The organism is Acidovorax sp. 107 (assembly GCF_003058055.1).
Lineage (GTDB): Bacteria > Pseudomonadota > Gammaproteobacteria > Burkholderiales > Burkholderiaceae_C > Acidovorax.
On record NZ_QBTZ01000001.1, the window covers coordinates 4,263,749 to 4,289,205 of the forward strand.

Annotated in this window: 24 protein-coding genes and 1 tRNA gene; 5 read left to right on the forward strand and 20 right to left on the reverse strand. The window is 62.5% G+C overall.

Annotated features, from left to right (window positions below; genetic code table 11):
- Nucleotides 1-101: 101 nt before the first annotated feature.
- Nucleotides 102-773: a histidine phosphatase family protein gene (locus C8C99_RS19875; RefSeq protein ID WP_108627245.1), complete on the forward strand. Its 672-nt coding sequence runs from the start codon at nucleotides 102-104 to the stop codon at nucleotides 771-773.
- Between the two features lie 83 nt (nucleotides 774-856).
- Here the strand turns inward: C8C99_RS19875 and C8C99_RS19880 are convergent, their stop codons facing one another.
- The 9 genes from C8C99_RS19880 to C8C99_RS19920 all read right to left on the reverse strand — a co-directional run bounded on the left by C8C99_RS19880 (nucleotide 857) and on the right by C8C99_RS19920 (nucleotide 10,406).
- A complete protein-coding gene (locus C8C99_RS19880; protein ID WP_158274181.1) occupies nucleotides 857-1,378 on the reverse strand; it encodes a DUF2695 domain-containing protein in 522 nt (173 codons plus the stop codon).
- A gap of 4 nt (nucleotides 1,379-1,382) precedes the next feature.
- Entirely contained in the window at nucleotides 1,383-2,744 is a 1,362-nt protein-coding gene (locus C8C99_RS19885; protein ID WP_108626650.1) for a tetratricopeptide repeat protein, read from the reverse strand.
- A 23-nt stretch (nucleotides 2,745-2,767) separates the two neighbouring features.
- Nucleotides 2,768-3,376, reverse strand: coding sequence for a hypothetical protein (locus C8C99_RS19890; RefSeq protein ID WP_108626651.1), 609 nt, complete (start codon nucleotides 3,374-3,376; stop codon nucleotides 2,768-2,770).
- Nucleotides 3,377-3,481: 105 nt separating this feature from the next.
- Nucleotides 3,482-4,885 carry an amidase gene (locus C8C99_RS19895; protein WP_108626652.1) on the reverse strand — a complete coding sequence of 468 codons (1,404 nt, stop codon included), beginning with the start codon at nucleotides 4,883-4,885 and terminating at the stop codon, nucleotides 3,482-3,484.
- A 130-nt stretch (nucleotides 4,886-5,015) separates the two neighbouring features.
- Nucleotides 5,016-6,506, reverse strand: a complete 1,491-nt coding sequence (locus C8C99_RS19900) for an ABC transporter substrate-binding protein (RefSeq protein WP_108626653.1) — start codon at nucleotides 6,504-6,506, stop codon at nucleotides 5,016-5,018.
- Nucleotides 6,507-6,612: 106 nt separating this feature from the next.
- Nucleotides 6,613-7,494, reverse strand: coding sequence for an ATP-binding cassette domain-containing protein (locus C8C99_RS19905; RefSeq protein WP_108626654.1), 882 nt, complete (start codon nucleotides 7,492-7,494; stop codon nucleotides 6,613-6,615).
- Nucleotides 7,491-8,528: an ABC transporter ATP-binding protein gene (locus tag C8C99_RS19910; protein WP_108626655.1), complete on the reverse strand. Its 1,038-nt coding sequence runs from the start codon at nucleotides 8,526-8,528 to the stop codon at nucleotides 7,491-7,493. Before C8C99_RS19910 ends, C8C99_RS19905 begins: the two co-directional genes overlap by 4 nt.
- 29 nt (nucleotides 8,529-8,557) lie before the next feature.
- Nucleotides 8,558-9,436 carry an ABC transporter permease gene (locus C8C99_RS19915; protein WP_108626656.1) on the reverse strand — a complete coding sequence of 293 codons (879 nt, stop codon included), beginning with the start codon at nucleotides 9,434-9,436 and terminating at the stop codon, nucleotides 8,558-8,560.
- Between the two features lie 7 nt (nucleotides 9,437-9,443).
- A complete protein-coding gene (locus C8C99_RS19920; RefSeq protein WP_108626657.1) occupies nucleotides 9,444-10,406 on the reverse strand; it encodes an ABC transporter permease in 963 nt (320 codons plus the stop codon).
- A 208-nt stretch (nucleotides 10,407-10,614) separates the two neighbouring features.
- Here C8C99_RS19920 and C8C99_RS19925 point away from each other — a divergent pair, with 208 nt between their 5' ends.
- Nucleotides 10,615-10,872 carry a YfhL family 4Fe-4S dicluster ferredoxin gene (locus C8C99_RS19925; RefSeq protein ID WP_108626658.1) on the forward strand — a complete coding sequence of 86 codons (258 nt, stop codon included), beginning with the start codon at nucleotides 10,615-10,617 and terminating at the stop codon, nucleotides 10,870-10,872.
- 102 nt (nucleotides 10,873-10,974) lie between these two features.
- Here the strand turns inward: C8C99_RS19925 and pth are convergent, their stop codons facing one another.
- From pth to C8C99_RS19960, 7 genes are all read right to left on the reverse strand, one after another.
- Nucleotides 10,975-11,583, reverse strand: a complete 609-nt coding sequence (gene pth, locus C8C99_RS19930; RefSeq protein ID WP_108626659.1) for an aminoacyl-tRNA hydrolase — start codon at nucleotides 11,581-11,583, stop codon at nucleotides 10,975-10,977.
- A gap of 202 nt (nucleotides 11,584-11,785) precedes the next feature.
- Nucleotides 11,786-12,421, reverse strand: coding sequence for a 50S ribosomal protein L25/general stress protein Ctc (locus C8C99_RS19935; RefSeq protein ID WP_056641261.1), 636 nt, complete (start codon nucleotides 12,419-12,421; stop codon nucleotides 11,786-11,788).
- Between the two features lie 160 nt (nucleotides 12,422-12,581).
- Nucleotides 12,582-13,556, reverse strand: coding sequence for a ribose-phosphate pyrophosphokinase (locus C8C99_RS19940; protein WP_015012772.1), 975 nt, complete (start codon nucleotides 13,554-13,556; stop codon nucleotides 12,582-12,584).
- A gap of 46 nt (nucleotides 13,557-13,602) precedes the next feature.
- Nucleotides 13,603-13,679 (reverse strand) — tRNA-Gln (locus tag C8C99_RS19945).
- Between the two features lie 30 nt (nucleotides 13,680-13,709).
- Nucleotides 13,710-14,567 carry a 4-(cytidine 5'-diphospho)-2-C-methyl-D-erythritol kinase gene (gene ispE, locus C8C99_RS19950; RefSeq protein ID WP_056641264.1) on the reverse strand — a complete coding sequence of 286 codons (858 nt, stop codon included), beginning with the start codon at nucleotides 14,565-14,567 and terminating at the stop codon, nucleotides 13,710-13,712.
- A 76-nt stretch (nucleotides 14,568-14,643) separates the two neighbouring features.
- Nucleotides 14,644-15,060, reverse strand: a complete 417-nt coding sequence (locus C8C99_RS19955) for a lipoprotein insertase outer membrane protein LolB (protein ID WP_233247271.1) — start codon at nucleotides 15,058-15,060, stop codon at nucleotides 14,644-14,646.
- 110 nt (nucleotides 15,061-15,170) lie between these two features.
- Nucleotides 15,171-16,949: a tetratricopeptide repeat protein gene (locus C8C99_RS19960; RefSeq protein WP_056641268.1), complete on the reverse strand. Its 1,779-nt coding sequence runs from the start codon at nucleotides 16,947-16,949 to the stop codon at nucleotides 15,171-15,173.
- A gap of 29 nt (nucleotides 16,950-16,978) precedes the next feature.
- Here C8C99_RS19960 and mutM point away from each other — a divergent pair, with 29 nt between their 5' ends.
- From mutM to mutY, 3 genes are all read left to right on the forward strand, one after another.
- The gene (gene mutM / locus C8C99_RS19965) at nucleotides 16,979-17,794 is read left to right on the forward strand and encodes a bifunctional DNA-formamidopyrimidine glycosylase/DNA-(apurinic or apyrimidinic site) lyase (protein WP_108626660.1); all 816 of its coding nucleotides are present in this window, start codon (nucleotides 16,979-16,981) and stop codon (nucleotides 17,792-17,794) included.
- A 100-nt stretch (nucleotides 17,795-17,894) separates the two neighbouring features.
- Nucleotides 17,895-19,856: a dynamin family protein gene (locus tag C8C99_RS19970; protein ID WP_056641275.1), complete on the forward strand. Its 1,962-nt coding sequence runs from the start codon at nucleotides 17,895-17,897 to the stop codon at nucleotides 19,854-19,856.
- A complete protein-coding gene (mutY, locus tag C8C99_RS19975; RefSeq protein ID WP_056641279.1) occupies nucleotides 19,853-20,929 on the forward strand; it encodes an A/G-specific adenine glycosylase in 1,077 nt (358 codons plus the stop codon). The genes C8C99_RS19970 and mutY overlap by 4 nt, the downstream gene beginning before the upstream one ends.
- 111 nt (nucleotides 20,930-21,040) lie before the next feature.
- Here the strand turns inward: mutY and rapZ are convergent, their stop codons facing one another.
- The 4 genes from rapZ to C8C99_RS20000 all read right to left on the reverse strand — a co-directional run bounded on the left by rapZ (nucleotide 21,041) and on the right by C8C99_RS20000 (nucleotide 25,272).
- The gene (rapZ, locus tag C8C99_RS19980; protein WP_056641283.1) at nucleotides 21,041-21,904 is read right to left on the reverse strand and encodes an RNase adapter RapZ; all 864 of its coding nucleotides are present in this window, start codon (nucleotides 21,902-21,904) and stop codon (nucleotides 21,041-21,043) included.
- Nucleotides 21,904-23,613: a DNA repair protein RecN gene (gene recN / locus C8C99_RS19985; RefSeq protein WP_108626661.1), complete on the reverse strand. Its 1,710-nt coding sequence runs from the start codon at nucleotides 23,611-23,613 to the stop codon at nucleotides 21,904-21,906. Before recN ends, rapZ begins: the two co-directional genes overlap by 1 nt.
- A gap of 2 nt (nucleotides 23,614-23,615) precedes the next feature.
- On the reverse strand, nucleotides 23,616-24,512 hold the full coding sequence (locus C8C99_RS19990; protein ID WP_108626662.1) for an NAD kinase: 897 nt from the start codon (nucleotides 24,510-24,512) through the stop codon (nucleotides 23,616-23,618).
- A 181-nt stretch (nucleotides 24,513-24,693) separates the two neighbouring features.
- Nucleotides 24,694-25,272: a DUF2726 domain-containing protein gene (locus tag C8C99_RS20000; RefSeq protein ID WP_108626664.1), complete on the reverse strand. Its 579-nt coding sequence runs from the start codon at nucleotides 25,270-25,272 to the stop codon at nucleotides 24,694-24,696.
- Between the last annotated feature and the right edge of the window lie 185 nt (nucleotides 25,273-25,457).

Sequence of the window (25,457 nt, forward strand, 5' to 3'; positions counted from 1 at the left end):
CAGGCGGTTGTTATAAAAAACATAGCTATCAGCGCTTATTGCATAAGCGCTTGCGGGCAAAAGAGCTTGCAATGCTGTGTGTACATTCGATAATGGCACGCATGACCGAACTCATCCTGATCCGCCACGGCGAGACCGACTGGAACCGCGAAATGCGCTTTCAGGGCCACGTGGATGTACCCCTCAACGCCACCGGCCACGAACAGGCGCGCCGCCTGGCCGAGCGCCTGGCCGCAGAGCGCCCCGTGGTGCATCACCTCATTTGCAGCGACCTCATCCGCACCCAGCAGACCGCCACGCCCAGCCTGCAGGTGCTGTTCCCTCAGGCCCGCATCGACACCCTCACCGACAGCGCCCTGCGCGAGCAAAACTTTGGCGTGGTGGACGGCAAGCGCGTGGACGATGTCAAGCAGGAACACGCCGATGCCTGGAACCAGTGGCTACGCTTTGAAGCCGACTACGGCATGCCCGGCGGCGAGACCACCCGCCAGTTCCACACCCGCGTGATGGACGCCGTCTACCGCATCGCCCAGCAGCACAGCGGCCACACCGTGATGGTCGTTACCCACGGCGGCGTGCTCGACATGATCTGGCGCACTGCACGCGGCACGGGGCTGGACGGCCCGCGCCAGAGCGACATCCCCAACGCGGGGCTCAACCGCGTGCGGGTGAGCGGCGAGGCGGTGGAAGTGCTGGACTGGGCCGACGTGCGGCACCTCGCGGATTTGCCGGAGCAGCCGGTGTATGATCAGACGAAGTTGGTGGTGCGGTGAGGATGGAAACTCCGTCAATCGACCCGTGCTACCTGCCGAGCTTCATTTTTTTTCGGTACTCGCGGTTCAAGCGTGGGAGCTTTTCACACCACGTTGTTTATTACTTCGCAATCGCAGTACCCGCCCCAGTGGCGAATGGCTTTCAGCTTTGAATCTACCTTGGTGGATGAATGTTCAGACAGCCAATGGCGAGTCTGGTCGAGTGTGTGGTCGCATGACTTCTGGGAAAGTGCGCTTTCAAGAAAACTCCCGAGGCTTGCCAACTCCTCCGGACTGATCGGAAGCTCAGCCCATTTTTTCTCGTACTCCCTCAGCAAAGCCAAGCGCTTCAGATCCTTGGCCTCTCGTTGCGTAGAAAGTTGGATCGCCAGTTCGAGACTGGCTCGTGCCCCGGGATAGTTCAGCAGGCACTCTTGCGCTGTGCTTAGGAGTCGATGGGCTTCTGCCTCTCCGTTGTGCAGCGAGAGAAATTCTTGGATATCCGATTTGGCTTTCAGAAGCGCGGGAATGGCCTTGGGCGATGGGGCTCTCCGTTCATACGAGGACTGCCCAGTGAGTTTTTGAGCAGAGATCAGTTGAGCACGGAGTTGGGCAATTGTTGTCATGGCTCTAGAGTGCATTTCCCTGTTCTACAGGCAATCCAATCGCTTGGTTCACCACTCCCACCTGCCTCGCCAGCCGCACCGACTCTGGCTGCCCATTCACCATCGGCTGCAGTACGTTCTGCACCGCCGCCCACTGCCCGTTGCGCTGTAGCGCATCCAGCCAGATCTGGTGAAACAGATCCCGTTGCGCATGGCTGCCGCCAATCTCCACCAGCCGGGGCAGGGCCACGCCCAGCTTCTCCACGGCCGTCGCCCAGTCGCCCTGGGCATGCCCCAGCAGGCCGTGGGCGGCAGGCACACACACCTGTTGCCACACGGTACGTTCATGCGCCTCGGTGCGGGTGGCGGCGTGGGCGGTGATGTTGTTTTGCAGCGTCCGCGCGGCCTCCATGCGCCCGGCGCGGGCCAGACCGTAGAGGTATTGCAGGTCCAGAAAAGGCAGCACGTGGTCGGCCAGGCGCAGTGCGAGGTGGTCAGCCACGTCGGCCCAGCGGTCGCCCACGTCCACGCCCGCCAGCTCCAGTCGGGCGAGCAGGGACACGGCGTTGATCTGGTCTTGCGTGTATTCCTTGACCACGCCCCACACCTGCTGGTCGTAGAGCGCCAGCACCTCGGCGTGCCGGTCCTGTTCCAGTAAAAAAAGTGCCTGGTGCCACCAGTTGTGCGTGACCATGAAGGAGTTCAGGTCCGTCCAGGTGTCGCTCACGCTGGCCATGAAGTCGGTGCCTTCGCGGATGCGGCCCTGGGTCAGCATGACGTGGGCCAGCGCGTGATGGGCCCAGGGCTCTTTGCGGCACAGGCCGATGGCGTGGCGGGCGGCGGCCTCGGCCTCTGGCAGGCGGTGGCATTGCTCCCAGCCAAAGGCCAGCATGCCGTGCAGATAGGGCACCTCGGCCGCTGCGGGCAGGGCCTGCAGCGCCAGGCGCAGCATGCCAGGCGAGTCGCCCCGGTTGAACAGATGGTATTGACCGAGCTTGAGGGAGGCGAGGTCGCGCGGGTGCAGGCGGGCTTGCTCTTCGTGCAGTGCAATGGCGCGGGGCAGGTCGCTATCCACCCAGGCGGCGATGGCGGCTACAAAACGTTGCTCACGCTCGGTAGCCTCTGCAGCACGGGCCAGTGCCTGGTCGATGAAGGGGCGGGCGTTGCGCGGGGCGTCGGCCGACTCGGCAAACATGTGCAGCGCGGCGCAGCTGGCCTGGACGATGGGGCTGGTGTCGGCCGCCGCGTTCAGCACGTTCACCGCGCGGGCTTCGCAGGCGATGAAGCCTTCTACAAAGTCATTCAGCGCCGTCGCGCTGGTGGCGTCGTGCAGCGTGATGGGGTTGCCCAGGCTGTCGGTCATGCGGGTGTGCGTGGAGGATAGCATGGGGCATTGTTGGGTCGCTGGGCTCAGCCGCCGTTGATCAAGGTCAGGTAGGCGTTGCGGGTTTCGGCGGACACCGAGGCCACGAGTTGTTCGTGCGGCGTCTGGTGCCGCGCCAGCATGCGGGCGCTGGCCACGGTTTTGGACTTGCAGTACCAGTGGCAGGTGTGCTGCATCAGAAACAGCTCGGCCGTCATCATGTAGGCGCGGTCCTTGGGTGACAGGTGGCTGGTGTTCTGCACCACATGGGCAATGCCGCGCGCGTGGATGGCGAGCGCTCGGCGCACGTCAAACGTCATGGCGGGCAGCAGCTTGTCGGCAAACGGGATCGGCACGGAGAGCCGGCTGACGCGGGTGTGGGCTTCGTCCACCTTGGCAAAGTCGGCGGCAAAGCGGCTGAACTGCTCGCTCAGCTGCGACTCGGTGGTGCTCAGCAGGCTCCATATCTGGCTGCGGCGCTCGTCGGTGCTTTCGCCCAGAGCGCGCAGGTAGCCGTCGGTCAGCGCCTCCATCAGCTTTTCGATCTGGTAATTGGCCAGGTGTTTGCCCAGCAGTGCAATGCGTTTGCGCTGCTCTTTGGCGTTGAGCATGAAGGTGCCGGTGGCGATGAGGATCGCCAGGATGATGATGTCCATGCGGTGGTGGGGTGGTGGTTGGTAAGGCGGGGGGCTCCAGCGGCGGTGTCAGCGTCAGAGCGTGTCCCCCAAGGTTACCAACAACAGCGCACGACAGACGCAGCGTTATGCCGCAGGCGGCTGGGGCCATGCGCGCTGGGGCTCGCGGATGAGCTCGAAGGCATGCGCCACCTGCAGCACGCCCAGGTCGTCAAAGCGCGCACCTGCAATCTGCAGGCCGATGGGCAAACCAGCACGGGTGTAGCCGCAGTTGACCGAGGCCGCAGGTTGCTCGGACATGTTGAATGGCACGGTGAAGCCGATGTGTTCCAGCGGGCGCAGCGGGTCGTTGGTGGGCGATGGCAGCTCGGCCTGGAAGGCGACGTTGGGCGCCACGGGCGAGATCACGTAGTCGAACGCGCTGCAGGCCTTGACCGTGTTCACCCGGGTCAGGTGGAACTGGTGGCTGGCGTTGAAGACTTCGGTGCCGCTCATGCCGGCCGCGCTGTCGGCCCAGGTGCGGATATAGGGCAGCACCTTGTCGCGCCGCGCCGCAGGCAGGGCCTGCAGGTCGATGTGGGACCGCATGCGCCAGAAATGGTCCATGCCGTCGAGCATGGCCTGGGTCATGAAGGGCGCCATGGGCACGATGGTGGCGCCAGCGGCTTCCATGAGTTTTGCTGCGCGCTCCACGGCGGCCTTCACCTCGGGCTCCACGGGCAGGCCGCAGCCAGCATCCAGCAGCAGGCCGATGCGCAGGCCGCGCAGGCGCTCGGCGCCCTTGTTGAACTGGCTCCAGGCGATGTCCTGGTAGGGCAGGCTCATGCTGTCGCGTGCGTCGGGCTGGCTCAGCACCTGCATCATCAGCGCGGCGTCGGCCACGGTGCGGGTCATGGGCCCGGCGGCACGCCCGGTGTAGGGCGGGTCAATCGGGATGCGACCCAGGCTGGGCTTGAGGCTGAAGATGCCGCACCAGCTGGCGGGCAGGCGCAGCGAGCCGCCAATGTCGGTGCCGATGTGCAGCGGGCCGTAGCCCGCAGCGGCCGCAGCGCCACCACCGGCGCTGGAGCCGCCGGGGCCTTTGCTCACGTCCCAGGGGTTGCGCGACAGCGGGTGAAACGTGGACAGGCCCGAGGACAGCATGCCGTAGTCGGGCATGGTGGTCTTGGCGACGATGACGGCACCGGCCTCGCGCATGCGGGCGGCAGGGGGGGCGTCGGCTGCGGCGGGCAACAGCTCGACGGCGGCCGTGCCCAGCGGGGTGGGGTCGCCTTCGGTGGCAATGTTTTCCTTGATGGTGCTGGGCACGCCGTCCAGCGCGCCTTTGGGCTCGCCGCGCAACCACCGGGCCTCGGAGGCACGCGCCTGGGCCAGGGCGGTCTCGGGGCGCAGCAGGTAGGTGGCCTGGATGTGGGGCTCCCACCGTTCGATGTGGGCCAGCACGGCCTGCGTGACCTCGACCGGTGACAGCTTGCGCTGGCGGTAGGCGGCAATCAGGTCGTGAGCGGGCAGGTCGTGCAGTTCGGTCATGGCGGGGTGGGTGGTCGTCGTAGCGACGTTTATCAATAAAAAAGGCTGCAAGCGCTAGTAAATCAAGCGCTGGCAGCTATTGTTTTAGGAGTGTTGGCTCCTGCACGCGCCGCGTTGCGGCGCGTGGCTATCAGGACCAAGACAGCGTGGAGATGTCGTTCACGAACACGGGCATGTCTTTCCACAGGCCCTTGAGGTTCTTGTTGGCCACCGTGATCCACTGGTTGGAGTACAGGAACGCATGCACTGCGTCATCGGCCAGCAGGCGCTGCGCATCGCCCAGCAGCTTGGCGCGGTCGGCAGGGCGGGCGGCGTTCTTGATCTGGTTGAACAGGTCGTTGAACTTGGGCGAGTTGTAGGCCCAGTAGTAGTCGGGCTTGGCAAAGTTGCCCAGGTCAAAGGGTTCCACGTGGCTGATGATGGTCAGGTCGTAGTTCTTGCTGCCGTAAGTGCCGCTGAGCCACTGCGCCCATTCCACGTTCTGGATCTTGGCGACGATGCCGACCTTGGCCAGCTGGGCTGCAATCACCTCGCCACCCTGGCGCGCGTAGGGTGTGGGGGGGAGCGTCATGGTCAGCTCCAGCGGCGTCTTGATGCCGGCCTCGGCCAGCAGCTTTTTGGCCTTCTCGGGGTCGTAGGGGTTCACGCCCGTGGTGTCCACATAGCCAAACGCGCCGGGCACGTAGTGGCTGCCGATGGGCGCGCCGTAGCCGTCGCCAGCGCCCTCGATCACGGCTTTGCGGTCCACCGCAGCGGCGATGGCGCGGCGCACGCGCACGTCGTCCAGCGGCTTCTTGCCGTTGTTGATGGCCAGGATGGTCTTGGCACGCGAGCCGCTGACCACCACCTGGAACTTGGGGTTGGCCTTGAACTGCGCCACGCTGCGCGGCGTAACGCGCGGGAAGGCGTCCACGTCACCGGCGAGCAAAGCAGCCACCTGGGCGGCTGGGTCGGAGATGAAGCGGAAGGTGGCGCGCTTGATCTTGAGCGCCTTGGCATCGCGGTAGTCGGCCCAGGCGGTCAGCACCACCGACGAGCCCTTGTTCCAGGCCTGCAGCTGGTAGGGGCCGGTACCCACGGGCTTGTTGGCGTTGGTGTCGGCGCTCTTGGGCTCCACGATGATGGAGGTGGCCTGGCCCAGCACGAACAGCAGGTCGGGGTCGATCTCCTTGTTGAGCAGCACCACGGTGTAGTCGTCCACCACCTGGGTGGTGATGCCTGCAAAGGTGCGCTTGTCCTTGTTGGTGCTCTTCTCGCCGCCTGCGCGGTCGTACGAGAACTTGACGGCCGCAGCGGTGAAGGGCTCGCCGTTCTGGAACTTCACGCCACGGCGCAGCTTGAAGGTGTAGGTCTTGAGGTCGGGCGAAACCTCCCAGCTTTCGGCCAGCAGGGGCGACACGCTGCCGTCGGGGTTGATCTTGGTGAGCGTCTCGAAGATGTTGTACTGAACGATCTCGGCGATGGCAGAGGCCGCACCAGCGGTTGGGTCCAGGCCTGGGGGCTCCAGCGTCATCGCCACAGTCACCGCATCTTTGCGGCCTTGCGCCAGGGCGCCAAGCGAGGTGGTCAAGGGCACAGCGGCGATGGCGCCAGTGGCAAGGACGGTACGGCGGTTCAGCATGTTCGGACTCTCCAGACAAAAAACCAGACAACAACCATAAAGACCCCCGGTGCAATTTGTTACCGGGGAGGAAAGAAGCTTTTTACACCATCACACCTGCATGTGGTTATGCGGTTTTTGCCGTTGCCGCAGCGGCTGCCGCACGGCGCGCCCGCGCGCGTCCGGGCAACACCTGCGGCACGGCGCCCACCAGCGACTGTGTGTAAGGGTGCTGCGCGTTGCGGAACAGCTCGCCCGGCGAGCCGCGCTCCACGATGCGGCCCTGGTACAGCACCGCCACTTCGTCGCACAGGTGGTTGACCACCGCGAGGTCGTGGCTGATGAGCATGTAGGTGATGCCGAACTGCTGCTGCAGGTCCTGCATCAGGTTCAGCACCTGGGCCTGCACCGACACGTCGAGTGCGCTCACCGGTTCGTCGGCCACGATGAGGCGCGGCCGGGTGATGAGGGCGCGTGCAATGGCAATGCGCTGGCGCTGGCCGCCGGAAAACTCGTGCGGGTACTTGCCCAGATCATTGGTGCGCAGGCCCACTTGCGACAGCACCTGGGCGGCCTGCTCGCGCTGCTCGGCGCGCGTGGTCTGGCCTTGCGCCTGCAGAGGTTCGGTGACGATGCGTTCCACCGTCTGGCGCGGGTCCAGCGACCCATACGGGTCCTGGAACACCATCTGAAAATCGCGCCGCGCCTGGCGCAGCTCTTCGGCGGGCAGCTGGTGCAGGTTGCGGCCCAGCAGTTCTACCGTGCCAGAGGTGGGCGCATCGAGCGCCATCACCAGCCGTGCCAGGGTGGACTTGCCCGAGCCTGATTCGCCGACGATGCCCAGGCTGCGGCCTGCAGCAATCGAGAAGTTCACGCCGTTGAGCGCATGCACCTTGCCCGGCGGGCGGAACAGGTGCTCGCGGGGCAGCGTGTACTCACGCACCAGATCGGTCACCTGGAGCAGCGGCGCGGTGGTGGGAGCGACGGTGGTGGGAGTGGCGTGGTTCATGCAGCCACCTCGGTGATGTTCGCCACGTTCGCACTCTGCGCCTCGGCAATGGCCTCGCGCCGCAGGCAGCGCACAAGGTGGTCGCCGTCGGCATCGGTGGCCACGAGCGTGGCCTCGGGTTGTTTGTGGTGGCAGTCATCCACCGTGTAGCTGCAGCGTCCCGCAAAGGGGCAGCCTGCGGGCAGGTCTACCAGCTCGGGCACCGTGCCCGGAATGGTGGACAGGCGAGGGCGCTGGCCGGGCGCGTGCACCGCACCCAGGTGGGGCCGTGCGGCGAACAAGCCGCGTGTGTAGGGGTGGGCCATGGCTGAGAAGACCGAGGCGGTGGAGCCGCTTTCGACCACGCTGCCGCCGTACATCACCATCATGCGGTCCACGTTCTGCGAGATCACGCCCAGGTCGTGCGAGATGAGGATGAGCGCCATGCTGCGCTCGGCCACCAGGTCGCTGATGAGGTCCAGGATCTGCTGCTGGATGGTCACATCCAGCGCCGTGGTGGGCTCGTCGGCAATCAGCAGGTCGGGCCCGCAGGCCAGCGCCATCGCAATGGTGATGCGCTGGCGCTGCCCGCCAGAGAACTGGTGCGGATAGGCATCAAAGCGCTGTGCGGCGTTGGGGATGCCCACGCGGTCCAGCAGTGCAATCGCTTCGGTGCGTGCGGCTGCTGCACTCATGCCCCGGTGCAGGCGCAGCGGCTCTGCCACCTGGCGGCCAATGGTGTGCACGGGGTTGAGGGCCGTCATGGGCTCCTGGAACACCATGCCAATGCGGTTGCCACGCATCTGGCACATCTGCGCATCGGTGCGGCCCACGAGCTCTTGGCCGTCAAAGCGGATGCTGCCGGTGACCTGTGCGCTGTCAGGCAGCAGGCCCATGAGCGACATGGCCGTGATGGATTTGCCACAGCCCGATTCACCGATCAGGCCCAGGGTTTCACCGCGCGCCAGCGAAAAGCTCACGCCGCGCACGGCGTCGGCGGGGCCCCGGTGCGTTTGCAGGCGGATGCGGAGGTTGGAGACTTCTAACAGAGACATCGTGGGGTCTGGAAGGCTTTTTGGGGGGGTCAACGCTTGCGCGAGAGGCGGGGATCTAGGAGGTCGCGCAGGCCATCGCCCAGCAGGTTCAGGCCCAGCACGGCCAGCGCAATCGCCACGCCGGGCCACACGGCCAGCAACGGGGCCTGGAACATCAGCGTCTGCGCTTCGCTGAGCATGCGGCCCCAGGAGGGTTGGGGGGGCTGGGTGCCCAGGCCCAGGTACGACAGGGCCGCCTCGGCCAGGATGGCGATGGCGAACTGGATGGTGGCCTGCACGATGAGCACCGACAGGATGTTGGGCAGCACGTGCTCGATCGTGATGCGCCAACTGCCCTTGCCGCAGGCGCGCGAGGCCAGGATGTATTCGCGCGACCACACAGCGTTGGCCGATGCACGGGTGACGCGTGCGAACGTCGGGATGTTGAAGATACCGATCGCAATGATCGAATTGACAATACCCGCGCCGAACACGGCGGTCAGCATGATGGCGGAGAGGATGGCCGGGAAGGCGAAGGTGAAGTCCGCCAGTCGCATGATGAGCTCTTCCACCCAGCCGCGCTTGGCGGCGGCCAGCAGGCCCAGGGCCGTACCGATGGTGAGGCCAATGCCCACGGCGATCACGCCCACCAGGATGGAGTTGCGGGCGCCCACCAGCAACAGCGAGGCCACGTCGCGGCCAAAGGCATCGGTGCCCAGCCAGTGCTTTGCAGACGGGCTCGCCAGCTTGTTCGCCAAGTCCATCTCGTAGGGCGACCAGGGCGTCCAGACGAAAGAGAGCAGGGCAGCCAGGATCAGCAGCGCCGACAACACGGCACCGATGACAAAACTGCGGTGGCGCAGAGCGCGGTGCAGCCAGCCGGGGGCGGAGGGCATGGAGGAGGAGGGGGTGGAAACGGCGGCGCTCATGGGGGGATCAGATGTCGGAGGCCTTCACGCGGGGGTCGATCACGGCGTAGAGGAGGTCCACGACGAAGTTCACGATGACCACCATGGCAGCGAGCAGCATCACGCAGTTGCGCACCACGATCAGGTCGCGGTTGGAGATGGACTGGAAGATGAGGCGCCCGAGGCCCGGCAGGTAGAACACGTTTTCCACCACGATGGTGCCCGCCAGCAGGTTGGCGAATTGCAGCCCCATCACCGTGACCACCGGGATCATCGCGTTGCGCAGCACATGGCCCCACAGCGCGGCGCGCTGCGTCAGGCCCTTGGCACGCGCGGTGCGCACAAAGTCTTCACGCAGCACCTCCAGCACGGCCGAGCGGGTGATGCGCGCCAGGATGGCCGCCTGCACCACGGCCAGCGCAATCGCAGGCAGCAGCAGGGCCTTGAGGGCTTCGAGCGGGCTGCCACCGGCGTCTTCGGTCCAGCCCGGAAAGCCACCGGCCGAGAACCACTGCAGCTTCACCGAGAACAGCAGGATCAGCAGGATGGCGAACCAGAAATTGGGGATGGCAATGCCGATCTGCGCCAGGCCCATCACGCCCACATCGCCCAGCTTGTTGTGGCGTGCCGCGGCGTACACACCAGCGGCCAGCGCCAGCACCGTGGTGATCACCATCGCCATCAGGGCCAACGGCACGGTGAGCGCCAGGCGCTCCAGCACCAGGTCCAGCACGGGGGAGCTGTAGGCGTAGCTCTCGCCCATGTTGCCCACCACCAGGCCGCTCACCCATTGCCAGTAGCGCAGGCTGGCGGGTTGGTCCAGCCCCAGCTTGGTGGCCAGCTCCGCAACCGCGTCGGGGGAGGCATCGGGGCCCATAAGGATCTGCGCGGCGTTGCCCGGCAGAATTTCCAGCACCAGAAACACGACGATGGAGGCGCCAATCAACGTGGCCAGGAGGGTGACAAACCGCTTGAGAAAAAACAGGCCCATGGGTGGGGTGCGTGGGGAAGTGGATCAGACGCGAGGGCGTCAAAATTAATGTGTATACACAGCATAGCGGGAAAAACGTCCCCGTCAGCTGTGGTGGGTTGCAGTGTGGCATGCAAGGCACATGCCACCGGCGCGGGATAATACGGAGCATGAACTGCGCCGTTTGCCCCTTTGCCACTGTTTTTGGCCCCGCGCCCTGGGAGGCCGTATGGCGCTGATGATCACGGACGAGTGCATCAACTGCGATGTGTGCGAGCCCGAATGCCCCAACCAGGCGATCTACCTGGGGCAGGAGATCTACGAAATTGACCCGAACAAGTGCACGGAATGTGTGGGGCATTTCGACGAGCCCCAGTGTGTGCAGGTCTGCCCTGTGGCCTGCATCCCTGTGAACCCGCAGCACGTGGAAAACCGCGAAACCCTCTGGCAGAAGTTTCAGCGGTTGCAGGCAGCTACATCAACGTAGTTTTACGCGTAATCGGCCGCTTGTGTCGGTGAGTCATGCCTTGATTGCTATTGAATGAATAGCAATACCCTCTGTGCAACGGCTGGACGGGTTGGTGGCCTGTCAGTCCTCCACGGGCCGAGGAGGCTTGGGGCGGGGTGGTTTGGTGGTGTGGATGAGCAGCGTGGCTTTTTCCATGTCCCCCGCCAGCAGGGCCGGGTAGGCCTTGAGCGAGTGGATGATGCTGTCCTCGATCAGCGTGCGTTGGTCTGGCGACGGTTTCTTGAGCACCCAGTTGGCGACTTCGCTTTTGACGCCCGGATGGCCGATGCCGATGCGCAAGCGCCAGTAGTCGGGCGACCCTAGCTGACCGTGAATGTCCCGCAGGCCGTTGTGCCCGGCATGGCTGCCGCCGCGCTTGAGCTTGACCTGCCCGGGGGCAATGTCCAGCTCGTCGTGCACCACCAGGATTTCCTCGGGCAGGATCTTGAAAAAGCGCGCGAGCGATGCCACCGACTTGCCCGAGAGGTTCATGAAGGTCTGCGGCTCCAGCAGCCACACGTTCTGGCCGTGCACCGTGGTGCGCGCCGTCAGACCGTGATAACTGCGCTCGGGCACCAGCGTGGTCTTGAGTTCGCGCGCCAGGGCGTCAATCCACCAGAAGCCGGCGTTGTGCCGCGTGTCCTCGTAGTCCGGCCCGGGGTTTCCCAGGCCTACAAACAGCTTGATCATGTGCGGGATTATCGGTGGCTGGGATGGGGTCAGGCCGTCGGGATGGCTGCGCCGCTGCTGAAGACGTGTTCAGGAAGTGGGCTGTGCAGTTTGCGAGATGCGCCGCACCAATGAAAACGGCCCACGCAAGGTGGGCCGTTTCGTGGTCAACACCGCAAAGCGGGTTGACCGGATGAAGTGATCGAGGTCTTTGACCGACGAATTACTTCTTGCCCTTGCCCTTGCCCTTGGCATCGGCTGCAGGAGCGGCGTCAGCAGGGGTCTCAACGACCACGACTGGAGGCACCACGGACACCAGCACGGGGTTGTTGTTCTGGCCACCACGGACCTTGGCCACCACGCCCTTGGGCAGCTTGATGTCCTTCAGGTGCAGGGAAGCACCCTTTTCCAGTTTGGACAGGTCCACAGCGATGAATTCGGGCAGGTCCGAAGGCATGCAGGTCACGTCCAGTTCGTTCACGATCGGGTTGACCATGCACTTGTCCACCTTGACGGCGTTGGACTCTTCGGCACCGCTGTAGTGCAGTGGCACCTTCAGGTGCAGCTTGGTCTTGTCGTCCACGCGCTGGAAGTCGATGTGCAGCACCAGTTGCTTGTAGGGGTGGTATTGCACGTCACGCAGCACGACCTTGGAGGTTGCGCCAGCCACTTCCATGTCCAGCACGCTGGAGTGGAAAGCTTCCTTCTTGAGGGCGTGCCACAGAGCGTTGTGGTCCACCTCGATCAGTTGGGGTTCGGCAGCACCACCGTACACGATGCCAGGCGTCTTGCCCGAATTACGCAGACGGCGGCTCGCACCCGTACCCTGCTTGGCGCGCTCAAAAGCGACGAAGTTCATAGTTAGCTCCTGAAAAGGACAGACCGCGACCAGTCATATCCCGATTAAAAAAGACCTGTGACGCCCTCATGGCGGCAGGCCTGCGCATTGCTCCCGAACAGACAAGCCTCCCGAAGGAGGCCTGCGTGCAATCCGACTGCAACGCTCCCGGGGGAGCGCGTCAGAACAGGTTGTCCTGGTCCGAGAACAAACTCATGACCGACTCACCCTTGGCAATGCGCTGGATCGTCTCGGCGATCAGCGGGGCCACGGAGAGTTGGCGAATCTTGGAACATCCCTTGGCGTTGTCGCTCAGCGGGATGGTGTTGGTCACCACGACTTCATCGAGGGCTGTGCCCTTGGCGATGCGTTCGATGGCAGGACCCGAAAAAATGGGGTGCGTGCAATAGGCGTACACGCTCTTGGCGCCACGCTCCTTGAGCACTTCGGCAGCCTTCACCAGCGTGCCGGCGGTGTCGATCATGTCGTCCATGATCACGCAGTTGCGGCCTTCGATTTCTCCGATCACGTGCATGACTTCCGACACGTTGGCCTTGGGGCGGCGTTTGTCGATGATCGCCAGATCGCAACCCAGTTGCTTGGCCAGAGCCCGCGCACGCACCACGCCGCCCACGTCTGGGGATACCACGATCAGGTCCTCGTAGTTCTTCTGACGCAGGTCGCCCAGCAGCACTGGCGACGCGTAGATGTTGTCCACGGGGATATCGAAGAAACCCTGGATCTGGTCGGCGTGCAGGTCCATGGTCAGCACGCGGGCCACGCCCACGGCTTGCAGCATGTTGGCCACCACCTTGGCCGTGATAGGCACACGGGTAGAACGGGGGCGGCGGTCCTGGCGGGCGTAACCGAAATAGGGGATCACGGCGCTGATGCGCTCAGCCGACGCGCGCTTGAGCGCATCGACCATGATCAGCAGTTCCATGAGGTTTTCGTTGGTGGGTGCGCAGGTGGACTGCACCACGAAAACGTCACGTGCACGCACGTTTTGCTTGATTTCGACGGTGACTTCACCGTCAGAGAAACGACCCACGTCAGCCGCACCGAGGGTGGTGCCGAGGTGTTGGGCAATTTCAGCCGCCATGCCAGGATTGGCATTGCCGGTGAAAACCATGAAGTCGGGGTGGTTGGCTTGCATGAGCGTCCCAGCAGTCTGAAAAAAAAGCCCGTACGCGGAAAGCGTTTGGCAGGGGAAGAAGGATTCGAACCTTCGCATGCCGGAATCAAAATCCGGTGCCTTAACCAGCTTGGCGACTCCCCTACACAGGTCAATTGCCGAAGGCAACCAACCTTAAATTCTTCCTGATGCCCAGCCTGCCAGAGGATGAACCATCAGATTCTCACACGTCTTCACTTGCCAGCCCTCAGGGACTTCGCTCAGATCGACTGCGTGTGATTCTTGTGCAAACACTGCACTGCCTGAGCCTGTCATCCTGCCTTTGAGGCCGCGCTTCTTGAACCATTCAATGGCTTGCGAAACATCGGGGCAAAGTGCCTGAGCAACGGGCTGCAAGTCGTTTCGACCGAAGTCAAAGTGTGCTGCAGCAAAGCCTAAGATTGTAGCACTATCTGAATCGCGTTTCAAACTTGGTGACGAAAAAATTTCTTTTGTCTCCAAACCTGCTGCGGGCTTCACGATCACGAAGCTCGCTTGCGGCAGCTGGTGCGCTTTCTCAAGCGGCGTGATTGTCTCACCAATTCCCTCCACCCAAGCGTTGTGACCGCATAAAAAAAACGGCACGTCTGCGCCGAGCTGCAAACCGATCTTTGCCAGTGCATGCCGGGACAGGCTCAGACCCCACAACCGGTTCAAAGCCAGGAGCGTGGTGGCCGCATCTGACGAGCCTCCCCCCATGCCTGCCTGCGCGGGCACGCGCTTCAGCAGTCCGATATGCGCGCCCTCACGGCAGCCCGTAGCGGCCTGCAGCGCACGGGCTGCGCGAATCGACAGGTCGACTTCTGGCAGCGCTGTGGAAAGGTCTTCCCGCGAAATCAGTCCATCTGCTCTGCGTTCGAAATGCAGGGTGTCGCACCAGTCCATGAGCATGAAAACGGACTGCAGCAGGTGGTAGCCATCGGAGCGCCGCCCGGTGATGTGCAGAAAGAGATTGAGTTTGGCCGGTGCCGGCACGTCATACAGAGCTTGCATGGAGGGCAAAAGAGTGAGCTGAAGCGCGGGATTTGCTGTGCGACCGGACCTGCCGGCTTCCGCAGTCTGTGGGCCTTCAGGGCGTCAAAGCAATGCGCAAGGTCGCTATAGGCTCTGGATCACTGCGGCGTGCCGTCAATCGTCCATCGGCAATGCCGGTGAGGTCCGCTTGCCACCCGGTGGCACTGGCCTGGATGCCCTTGAGCCAGCTGAACAGGGCAGTCACAGGAATGCGGGTGCCTGTCACGTCCTGGAGCAGTCCATCCAGCGAATCCGAGGTGCGGGTGTCTTGGCCGCTGAGCAGCTGCGCGTGGCCGTCTTTCCAGTCGAGTTGTGCAATGCGATTGCCGAAGGGACTGAGCAAAACCAGCCCACCCGTCTGGGGCGTGCCACGCAGTTCAAACAGGGCAGAAAAAGATTGTGACGCCTGCCCGTCGATCTGCAAGGCAATGCGCCCATTCCAGCTGTCTTCCCCGACGGAGACCTGGGTCACAGGCTGCGCGCAGCCTGCGAGCCACAGAGCACACACTACCAGCCACCAGGCCCATCCGCGAGAAAGAGTCTGCTGCGGAGCGCTTGGACTGGCGCTGAAAAAGCCTGGCATCAGAGGGCGGCTCCGAGGCGCTTCAACGTCTCTTTGAGGGTGTCGTTGTCGGGGCTGGCGCGCTGCCCTTCCTTCCACACCCGGGTCGCACCGTCCTTGTCGCCCATGCTCCACAACACCTCGCCCAGATGAGCCGCAATCTCTACATCGGGCCGGGCCTTGAATGCCGCTTCAAGGTGTTTACGAGCGTCTGCCTTGTTACCAAGGCGAAACTCCACCCAGCCGAGGCTGTCCATGATGAAGGGGTCATTGGGCGCAAATTCGAGCGCCTTCAGGATGAGCTGCTTTGCCTCATCCAGCTTCACACCGCGGTCCGCCAGCGAATAGCCAAGGGCGTTATAGGCGTGGTGATATTGCGGCTGACGCGCGATCACCTGCCGCAGCAGCTTTTCCATGGTGTCGGGCTGGCCCGCCTTTTCGGCCAGCATGGCCTGGTCGTAGACCAGCTCGGCATCGTCCGGCGCCAAGGCCACCAGTTCGACCTGCACTTTGTAGGCCTCTGGGTACAGGCGCTGGTCGCGCAGCAGTTGGACCTCCGCCATCAATTTCATCCGTTGGCTTTCCGCCGAGTTGCCGGGCAGGTTGCGCAAAAGAGCGCGGGCCTGCGCCAGCTTGCCCTGACGTGCCAGCAGGGACGCACGGCGCGTCTGAGCGCCAAACACTTCTTCGGCGTTATCGATGCGCGCGAGCCATGCTTCCGCACCGGCAAAGTCTTTCTTTTTCTCTGCAATCTGAGCGTGAAGCAGGTATGCCTGTGTGAGGCTCTTTTGCCGCAGGTCGGCATCCGCAGACGCCGATGCAAGTTCCATGAACCGCTGCAGCGACGCCTCTGCGGCAGGCAACCGGTTGTCTTGGTATTGCAAGGTGGCAACCACCAGCCAAGCTTCCACCAGATCAGGTTTTTCCTTGGTGACGGTTTCCAGCTGGCGACTGGCTTCGGGGTAGCGCTGCAAACCCAGCAACACCCTCGCATATGCCATGCGCAGGTCCGGGATGGGCTGTTTAGACAGCGTTTGTGTCACGATGGGTTCTGCGTCCATAAGACCTTCGTCCATCAGTTCCAGCGCCAGTCTGGCTGCGCTTTCGCTGGCATTGTCGAGGGCCTGTGCCCTGCGTGCTGCGTCCAGAGCGCCCGCCTTGTCTCCAGCTGCCAGTCTCAAACGGCCCAGCGACACCCAAGCCTCCGGGCCCGTGGCGGGGTTGGTAAGCTCGTTCACCAGGGCTTGTTCCACCACCTTGGCGGCCAGGGCCTTGTCGCTCGCCCGTCCGTACAGCTGGGGCAGGGCGGTCAGGGCCGAGGCCTTTGACCGGGGCGAAGCCTGCGCGAGTTCCTGGCGCAGCAGATCAGGTGTCTCGCCAATGCGGTTCAGGGCGATCAGAATTTGCAGCACATATTGGTTGGCCTCGCGCGATTGCGGCAAGGCTTCTTTCCAGGCCTGGGCTGCAGCAAGGGCATATTCGCCGGATCGTGACTGCAGCGCAATGTCTGCAGCCCTTTGGTAGAGCTGACCGTCAGCGCTGCGGCGAGCTGCCTCCAGCATGAACGCGTAACCCGCACCCGGATCACCGGTGCGCGCACTGATCTCGCCCAGAAAAATCTCGTAAAACAGCTCTGCGTCCAGCGCGGGGTTGGACGCCACGGGTGGCTCCTGGCTGGCGGGGCGGCTTTCACCGCTGGGCTTTTGTGCCCAGGTGGAATGGGCGGCGGCCGCAATCAGGGTGGCCAATGCGACGGTACGAAAGCGGGAAGGTAACACCATCGGGCCATAATAATCCATGCCTGTGAAGCTGTTGCCCGCTTGTTTGTATGCCTGAGTTGCCCGAAGTGGAAGTCACGCGGCGCAGCTTCGCCGACGCGATTGCTGGAGCCCGGATTGAGGCGGTGGTGATGGGCAAGCCCCTGCGTTGGCCCCTGGGTTGTGATCCGCAGATACTGGTGGGTCAACAGGTGGTCGGATTCCGCCGACGGGGGAAATATCTGTTGCTCGATATGACCCAAGGCCTGCTGCTCCTGCATCTGGGCATGTCGGGAAGTCTGCGCTTTGCGTCTGGGATGCCGCAAGCCGGCATTCACGACCATTTTGACCTCGTCACCAACCAGGGGACGCTGCGTCTGCATGACCCGCGCCGGTTTGGTGCGGTGGTTTATGCGCAGGCGGAGCATTCGCCGGTGGCTGCCAAGTTGCTGGGGGGGCTGGGCATGGAGCCTCTGTCGGAGGGGTTCTTGCTCTCCGATTTCCAGGCAGGACTCAAAAAGAGCCGGATGCCCATCAAGCAGTTGCTTTTGGGCGGACGTTTGGTCGTGGGGGTCGGTAACATTTACGCGTCCGAGGTGCTCTTCCTGGCTGGTATCCGCCCTACCACCGTCGCATCGCGCATCGGCGCCGCGCGAGTGCACAAGCTGCACCAGGCCATTCGCTCCGTGCTGGCCCAAGCGGTCAAGATGGGGGGCAGCACCTTGCGCGATTTTTCCAATGCAGAGGGAATGGCGGGTCACTTTCAGACGGCGGCAAATGTGTATGGCCGCGATGGCCTGCCGTGTAATGCGTGCGGAACGGCCATTGCGCTGTTACGCCAGGGGCAGAGAAGCACGTACTTCTGCCGCCGGTGCCAGCGGCCATAGGGCCCCATCCAACCCGCGATTCGTGACACCCGGTGTACGGTCGATGCTATATTTTGTATATACCTGCCTCGCGGGCCATCCATAGATCTCTGGGAGCAAAGTGGGACCTTCATTCAACGAACAGTTCGACCAGCATGGCGCTTGGCGGCGGGAGTTCGCCCAGCAGCTCAAGCGACTGGCCGATTGGATGGCCACGCACGACCTCATGGATGCCGCTGTGCAAGAGCGCCTGCAGCGCCTGGAGGAGCAGGTCCGCAGCGACAAGGTCATGGTGGCATTTGTGGCGGAGTTCTCACGCGGCAAGTCCGAATTGATCAACGCGATCTTTTTTGCCGACTATGGCCGCCGCATCATGCCTGCCAGCGCAGGCCGCACCACGATGTGCCCTACCGAGCTGGGGTACGACGCAAATGTCGCACCCAGCCTGCGGCTCTTGCCCATTGAAACCAGGCTTCAGATGCAGAGTCTGGCCGAGTGGCGGGTCAAGACCGACCGTTGGCAGGAAATCCCGCTGGATGTCGGCAATGCTGACCAGATATCCAAAGCCCTGGAGAAAGTAGCCGAGGTGCGCAAGGTCACCCTGGACAACGCTCGCGCGCTGGGTTTCTGGCACGACGATCTGACGGACGAGAACCCTGTGCCCGATGCACAGGGCTTGGTAGAGGTGCCCATGTGGCGCCATGCCATCATCAATATCCCGCACCCGCTGCTGAAGCAAGGGTTGGTGATTCTGGACACGCCTGGCCTGAACGCGGTGGGCGCGGAGCCGGAACTGACCGTCAATCTCATCCCCCAGGCGCATGCCGTGGTGTTCATCCTGAGCGCTGACACCGGCGTGACACGCTCGGACCTGTCAATTTGGCGTGAGCACCTCGCCATCTCGCCCGAGAGTATGGAAGCGCGTTTGGTGGTGTTGAACAAGATCGACACGCTCTGGGACACGCTCAACACTGCCGAGCAGGTCCAGGCTCAGATGGAGCGGCAGTGCGTGACTTCGGCCGAGATGCTTGGCGTTTCACTGGATCGCGTGGTGCCGGTATCCGCGCAAAAAGGCTTGGTGGCCAAGATCACTGCGGACGATGTCTTGCTGGAGACCAGTGGACTGCCTGCATTGGAAGAGGCCCTGGCCAAAGGCATCATGGGCAGGCGGCAAGCCATACTGCGCGCTGCAGTGGGTACTGGCGTGGCCAGCTTGCGCACAGAAACTTCGCGTGTCATCAATATCCGGCGGCGCGACCTCGATGACCAGATGGCAGAGCTGCGCAGCCTGCGCGGCAAGAATGCGTCGGTGATCGAATCCATGCGCCATCGCATTGAGCAGGAGCAGCGTGAATTCGACCTCAGCACTGCCAAGATCCAGGCGGTGCGGGCAGTGCACCTCAAGCTATTGCGCGATGTATTCCAGCAGCTGGGCGCCAAGGCATTGAAAGTGGAGCTGTCCGAACTGGCGCAGACACTGCAGCAAAAGGGGCTCAAGCTGGGAGTAAAGAAAGTTTACGTCCAGACCTTTGACAAGCTGCGTGGGACTCTGGACAAGGCGCAGGCCTCGGGCACAGAGATTCAGGCCATGCTGAGCGGAACCTTTCGTCAGCTCAATGCGGAGTTCGGGTTTTCGTTGCAGGTACCTTCGCCGCCGCAGTTGGAACATTTTTCGCAAGACCTGCACCAGATCGAGCAGAGCCATTTGCAGTACCTGGGAATGGGCAATGCGCTCAAACTGGCTCAACCCGAGTTTGCCGAGCGCCTGGTGCGCGCGCTGGCCATGCGGTTGCGCACGGTGTACGAGTCGGCGGCCAATGATCTGGAATTGTGGAGCAAGTCTGCAACCGCGCAATTGGACGCGCAGCTGCGGGAGCGGCGCCGCAGCTTTGCTCGCCGCATGGAAGCAGTGGACCGTATACAGCAGGCCGCCAGCGGATTAGTGGAGCGTATCTCTGAGATAGAGGCGGGGGAAGAGGAGCTGGGTCAATTGGAGCGAAAGTTGCACGAGCTGACTGCCAAACTGGTGGTTCTGCCGAGGGCCGCACCCGCATTGACTAACGTACATCCGGTCACCGCATGAGTGGTGTCTCCGGGGGGGCTGATGCTGTGGCCGAGCGCGTCGTGGCCTGGCAGGCGGTGCATGGACGCAACCATCTGCCTTGGCAGCAAACCCGCGATCCGTACCGGGTCTGGTTGTCGGAGATCATGCTGCAGCAGACCCAGGTGACCACCGTGCTGGACTACTACGCACGTTTTCTGGACAGATTTCCGGACGTGGGCGCACTGGCAGCTGCTCCGCAGGACGAGGTTTTGGGCTTGTGGAGCGGGTTGGGTTACTACAGCCGGGCGCGCAATTTGCACCGCTGTGCGCAGCAGATCATGGCGGAGCATGGGGGGGTATTTCCTCGAACTGTGGCGGTGTTGTCCTCTTTGCCGGGCATCGGGCGCTCGACGGCGGGCGCGATTGCCGCGTTCTGTTTTTCGGAGCGCGCACCCATTCTGGATGCCAACGTGCGCAGGGTGCTGACGCGCCTGCTGGGTTTTGATCGTGATCTTGCTTCTGCCAAGAACGAGCGCCTGCTGTGGGGCCACGCGGAGGCGCTATTGCCCGCGGGCGATCTTGCGTTAGCGATGCCTCGGTATACCCAGGGCCTGATGGACCTGGGGGCGTCTCTTTGTAATCCCCGCGCTCCACGATGTGTGGATTGCCCGTTGGCAGGCCATTGCGTGGCTTTTAAAGACGGTGATCCCGAACGTTATCCGGTCAGGACCCGCAAACTGGCACGTCGGGCTGAGTCCTGGCAATTGGTGATTCTGCGTGATGTCGGAGGCCGGATCTGGCTGCAACGCCGACCCTCGACCGGTATCTGGGCGGGAATGCACTGCGTGCCTGTGTTCACAGATGTGGAGTCTCGCGATGCGTTCGTGGGTGCTTTGGGTGGCCCCGCGCAGTGGGTGCAGCAAGAGTTGCCGCCCTTTGTGCATGTGCTGACGCACCGGGATCTGCACCTTCATCCGCTGTTGATACAGACCGATGAAGGCGGGTCTCCTGCGCAAGACGGGGAGTGGCTGAGTCCAGATCAGTGGTCTTCGGTGGGGTTGCCTGCGCCCATCCGCAAATTGCTGGACACCACGCAATCGACGCTCTGGTGAGCGCGTGTGGTTCGCTACCCCGCCTACAGCGGCGTTGTGTAGCCACCCCGTAAATGTGCCTCGAGCGTGCCAGAGCTGGTGCTCCCTCAAGTGGGCCGCTAAAAGAAATGGTCAGCGCCCATCGAGTTCGCGGTGCCGTTTCAACGCGGTCCATCGATTGCTGAATGCCTGTGCCAGTTTCTCCACCAGATAGACAGAGCGGTGCTGCCCGCCGGTGCAGCCGATGGCGACCGTGACGTAGCTGCGGTGATTGCGATCAAGCATGTCCAGCCAGTGCGCCAGAAATTGCTCGATATGGACCCGCATGAGGCCCACTTCGAGCTGCATGTCCAGAAAGTCGGCAACAGGCTGATCCAGCCCGGTGAGGTCCCGCAGTGCGGCTTCATAGTGCGGGTTCGGCAGCATGCGTACGTCGAAGACATAGTCGGCGTCCATGGGAATCCCGCGTTTGAAAGCAAATGACTGGAATACCAGTGTCAATTGCCCTTGTGCCGTGGACATCAGGCCTTTGACATAGCTTTGCAGCTGCGAGGCGCGGATAGTGCTGGTGTCGATCACATGCGACTGCTCGCGCAGTTCCGCGAGCAATTCACGCTCCAGCTCAATGATTTGTACCAGGGCCCTGCGTCCCTGCTGGAGATCATCGTGTGACAGTGGATGGCGGCGACGTGTTTCGGAGAAGCGACGCACCAGGGTGTCAATCGTGGCATCCAGAAAGAGTGATTTCACGGCCACGCCTTGGCTACGCAGGCGATTCAGTTCTTGCGGCACTTGGTGCAAAGAAGTGGCGCTGCGGACATCCACCGCAATGGCCACACGGTTGCCGTGATGCTTGTGTTCTAGCGCCACAAAGGCTGGCAGTAGCTCGGGCGGGAGGTTGTCCACGCAGTAGTAGCCTGCATCTTCCAGAGCGTGCAGGGCGACGGACTTTCCAGAGCCCGACATGCCCGTAATGAGGACGATTTCGAGAGCCATCAGCGTTTCCTGACGAAGGTCGCGGAATTGAGTGGTGCGGGCGGTGCCATGGCTGACATCGGAGCTGCACCGCCCAGCATTTCTCGGGCGTGCGCCAAGGTCGTCTCGGTGGCGCGCTCGCCGCCCAGCATGCGGGCGATCTCTGCAACGCGCTCGTCCTGCTGCACGATCAGTACCGTGCTGGTTGTGCCTCCGGCGCTTTTGTTTTTTACGACCTTCAGATGGTGATGCGCACACGCCGCTACTTGCGGCAGGTGGGTCACGGCCAGCACCTGGCGGTCGCGCCCCAACTGTTGCATCAATCGTCCTACGGTCTCTGCGACCGCTCCACCCACGCCGGAGTCCACCTCGTCAAAAATGAGGGTGGGAGCCGCACCCAGCTCACTGGTCGTGACGGCGATTGCCAGCGATATGCGCGACAGCTCACCGCCAGACGCCACTTTGCCGACGGGCCTGGGAGTTATACCGGGGTGCCCTGCCACCAAAAACACCACGTCGTCGATCCCGTCGGAGGAGGGCTCTGACGCTTTGGTCACCGATACCTCGAATTTGCCGCCTTCCATCCCAAGGCCCTGCATTGCCTGCGTGATGGACGCTGAGAGCTTGGGGGCTGCCTTGGCGCGGGCCAAAGACAATGCGCGCGCCGCCGCCTGGTACGCTTTGGCACTGGCTAATTCGTTGGCTTGCAATCGGTCCAGATCGGTAGCGGCATCCAACTGGTGCATGGCTGTTTTCCAGCCTTTAAGCAGAGCCGGTAGTTCTGCGGGTGGGCTTTTGTACCGGCGCGCCAATCCCATCCATTGCGACATGCGTTCATCCAGTTCTATCAGACGCTGCGGGTCGATGTCGGCATGGCGCAGATACGTGTGCAGTGAATGCACCACATCCGTCACCTGCGCCAGACTCGATGCCAGGATGTCGGCCAGATTGGCGAACTCTGGTTCGATGTGTTCCTGTGTGTGCAGCAACGCATGCGCGCGTGTGAGTGCAGAGACGGCGTCCGCCTCGTCTTCTTGCAGAGCTTGCAGCGCACCATGCGCCCCATCCAGCAAAGCCTGTGCGTGGGAGAGTCGCTTGTGCTGCGTATCGAGCTCCTCCCACTCCAGGTCGCCCGGCGCCAGTTTGTCAACTTCGCTGATCTGCCATTGCAGGCGTTCGCGCTCTTGCTGCAGGGTCGACTGGGCCACGCGCGCTTGTTGCAGTGCCTTGAGGTCAGCACGCCATTGCGCCCAGCGCGACGTTGTCTCGCGGGTGTTCACACCCGCAAAAGCGTCTAGCAGGCCACGTACTGACTCCGGGCGGGTCAGGCTCTGCCATGCGTGCTGACCGTGAATGTCAAGAAGCATCTCGCCCAATGCGCGCAACTGAGAGGCTGTCGCGGGTGTTCCGTTGATCCAGGCCCGGCTCTTGCCCTGCGTGTCTACTGTGCGCCGCAGCAGCAGGCCGTCATCTGTGTCAAACCCCGCTTCTTCCAGCCAAGACCGAGCGTGTGCAGGGCAGTCAAATTCTGCGCAAATGTCGGTCTTGCCGCACCCCTCACGCACCACCCCCGCATCCGCACGTGCACCCAACGCCAGCTGCAACGCGTCGATCAGGATCGACTTGCCCGCGCCGGTCTCGCCCGTCAGCACGGTGAAGCCGCTGCGCAGATCAAGCACCAGTTTTTGGACAATCACAAAATCCCGCAGGGTCATGCGTCGCAGTGCCATGCTCAGGATCCTCCTTCGTTCCAACGCAGCTTCTTGCGCAGTGTGGCGAAGTAGTTCCATCCCTGGGGGTGCAGAAACCGCACACGATGCTCTGACCTTTTGACGAGGATGCGGTCGCCATGCAGCAAGGATGCAAGCGACTGCATGTCAAAGTTTGCGCTGACATCGCGCCCGCTCACCACTTCCACAGCTACTTCCGTTGCGTCAGAGAGCACGATGGGACGATTGGACAACGTATGTGGTGCGATCGGAACCAGTACCCAGCCCGGGATGGAGGGGTGGAGCATGGGGCCGCCCGCCGACAGAGAATATGCCGTGGAGCCGGTGGGAGACGCAATGATGAGGCCGTCTGCCCTCTGGTTAGCCACAAACTGCCCACCCACTTCAACGCGCAGCTCCACCATGCCCGATGTGGCCCCTCGGTTCACCACCACGTCGTTCATGGCCAAGGCTTCAAACACCACGCGCTCGTCGCGTACAACGGTGGCATGCATCAGAGGTCGTTGGTCTTCTTCGTAGGCCCCTCGCAGCATGGGCGGCAACGTGGTCTGGTAGGTATCGAAAGGAATATCCGTAATGAACCCGAGCCGGCCCTGGTTGATGCCGATCAGTGGCGTTCCGAAACGTGCGAGGCGCCGGCCAATCCCCAGCATTGTCCCATCTCCTCCCACCACCAGTCCCAGATCGCACCGTGCGCCGATCTGGTCTACATTCAGAGACGGGTAGTGTGTCAGTCCGGTGTTGCTGGCGGTTTCCGCTTCCAGCACCACCTCACAGCCCTGCCGCTCCAAGAAATGCGCAATGTCTTCCAAAGCCCGGCGAGAACCGTCACCGGAAGTGCCTGCTGCTGAAGTCTGATACTTGCCTATAAGTGCGACATGGCGGAAATTGGACGTCATCGCGAAATTACATCATTAAACAGATGTGAGTTTCGCGACGCGCTTCATCATCCGCGTCTTGCATGCGCTGTCTCGTTCTGATTCCAGTGCGGCAACCACTATCCAAGTCTTCACATCCTCGCCCAGCTCGTCTGCCAGTGCTCCTGCTATTGCCGGGCTGATATGGCCCCTTTGTCTCGCGTTATGAAGTGCGTTCCTGTTCAGGTTCAGTTTTTCGTGCCAGTACTGCGCTGGCTGCATCGATAGGGCTTGTTCCAATAGGGTCATTGTTGACAGCATTTTTCGCTCCTTTGAGGGTGCTTTTGTCCAGTGGGAAGTCGCGTTGCAGTTGGTCGGTGTCGGGGATGTTGCCGTATCGGATCACGCGATATCCAGCGTTCGTTAGTAAGGCGTCTCTCGCTGCGTCTTCTTCCGTTTTTTTCTTGTGTGAATCGTCGTCCAGTTCGATAACCGCTAGCACTTGCAGGGATTTGTCGCAGACAACGAAGTCTGCAATTTTTCTGTCGAAGCTGTTTCTCGTCGCTCTTGACTTTGCAGATAGCAAAGCTCCGAAAGAAACCTGCGCCAGGATTTTTGATTCAGGCAAAGACGTCGTTAGTCGGTTGTACATAGCCTCTTCGCGCTGTGTGAGAAGACGCTTTCTTTTTGGCCGTTCTTGCTCTTCGCCGTCTGTCGTGGTTTCTGTGCTTTTCTTTTTCAGCGCGGCTATCACGATTGCCGCAATCAGCACCAGCACAACCAGAAATATCAAGGTTTTCATGGATCAAGCGTTGTAATTTTGCAATCAATGTGATTGCAGTGTTGCAATCATGGTGATGGCGAGTCTATTCTCCCGTCTGCAATCAATGTGGTTGCATGAGTCGGAGCCGCCATGACCTCAAACCCGCCCTTTTGCCTACCCCCAGCCACAAAAGGCGCTGCACGCGCTGTGGCGGCTCCTGCAGC

Excerpts from the sequence above, each read along its gene's own strand:
- C8C99_RS19875 (WP_108627245.1), top strand. The coding sequence starts at position 102 with ATGACCGAACTCATCCTGATCCGCCACGGCGAGACCGACTGGAACCGC.
- C8C99_RS19880 (WP_158274181.1), bottom strand. The coding sequence starts at position 1,378 with ATGACAACAATTGCCCAACTCCGTGCTCAACTGATCTCTGCTCAAAAA.
- C8C99_RS19885 (WP_108626650.1), bottom strand. The coding sequence starts at position 2,744 with ATGCTATCCTCCACGCACACCCGCATGACCGACAGCCTGGGCAACCCC.
- C8C99_RS19890 (WP_108626651.1), bottom strand. The coding sequence starts at position 3,376 with ATGGACATCATCATCCTGGCGATCCTCATCGCCACCGGCACCTTCATG.
- C8C99_RS19895 (WP_108626652.1), bottom strand. The coding sequence starts at position 4,885 with ATGACCGAACTGCACGACCTGCCCGCTCACGACCTGATTGCCGCCTAC.
- C8C99_RS19900 (WP_108626653.1), bottom strand. The coding sequence starts at position 6,506 with ATGCTGAACCGCCGTACCGTCCTTGCCACTGGCGCCATCGCCGCTGTG.
- C8C99_RS19905 (WP_108626654.1), bottom strand. The coding sequence starts at position 7,494 with ATGAACCACGCCACTCCCACCACCGTCGCTCCCACCACCGCGCCGCTG.
- C8C99_RS19910 (WP_108626655.1), bottom strand. The coding sequence starts at position 8,528 with ATGTCTCTGTTAGAAGTCTCCAACCTCCGCATCCGCCTGCAAACGCAC.
- C8C99_RS19915 (WP_108626656.1), bottom strand. The coding sequence starts at position 9,436 with ATGAGCGCCGCCGTTTCCACCCCCTCCTCCTCCATGCCCTCCGCCCCC.
- C8C99_RS19920 (WP_108626657.1), bottom strand. The coding sequence starts at position 10,406 with ATGGGCCTGTTTTTTCTCAAGCGGTTTGTCACCCTCCTGGCCACGTTG.
- C8C99_RS19925 (WP_108626658.1), top strand. The coding sequence starts at position 10,615 with ATGGCGCTGATGATCACGGACGAGTGCATCAACTGCGATGTGTGCGAG.
- pth (WP_108626659.1), bottom strand. The coding sequence starts at position 11,583 with ATGATCAAGCTGTTTGTAGGCCTGGGAAACCCCGGGCCGGACTACGAG.
- C8C99_RS19935 (WP_056641261.1), bottom strand. The coding sequence starts at position 12,421 with ATGAACTTCGTCGCTTTTGAGCGCGCCAAGCAGGGTACGGGTGCGAGC.
- C8C99_RS19940 (WP_015012772.1), bottom strand. The coding sequence starts at position 13,556 with ATGCAAGCCAACCACCCCGACTTCATGGTTTTCACCGGCAATGCCAAT.
- ispE (WP_056641264.1), bottom strand. The coding sequence starts at position 14,567 with ATGCAAGCTCTGTATGACGTGCCGGCACCGGCCAAACTCAATCTCTTT.
- C8C99_RS19960 (WP_056641268.1), bottom strand. The coding sequence starts at position 16,949 with ATGGATTATTATGGCCCGATGGTGTTACCTTCCCGCTTTCGTACCGTC.
- mutM (WP_108626660.1), top strand. The coding sequence starts at position 16,979 with ATGCCTGAGTTGCCCGAAGTGGAAGTCACGCGGCGCAGCTTCGCCGAC.
- mutY (WP_056641279.1), top strand. The coding sequence starts at position 19,853 with ATGAGTGGTGTCTCCGGGGGGGCTGATGCTGTGGCCGAGCGCGTCGTG.
- rapZ (WP_056641283.1), bottom strand. The coding sequence starts at position 21,904 with ATGGCTCTCGAAATCGTCCTCATTACGGGCATGTCGGGCTCTGGAAAG.
- recN (WP_108626661.1), bottom strand. The coding sequence starts at position 23,613 with ATGGCACTGCGACGCATGACCCTGCGGGATTTTGTGATTGTCCAAAAA.
- C8C99_RS19990 (WP_108626662.1), bottom strand. The coding sequence starts at position 24,512 with ATGACGTCCAATTTCCGCCATGTCGCACTTATAGGCAAGTATCAGACT.
- C8C99_RS20000 (WP_108626664.1), bottom strand. The coding sequence starts at position 25,272 with ATGAAAACCTTGATATTTCTGGTTGTGCTGGTGCTGATTGCGGCAATC.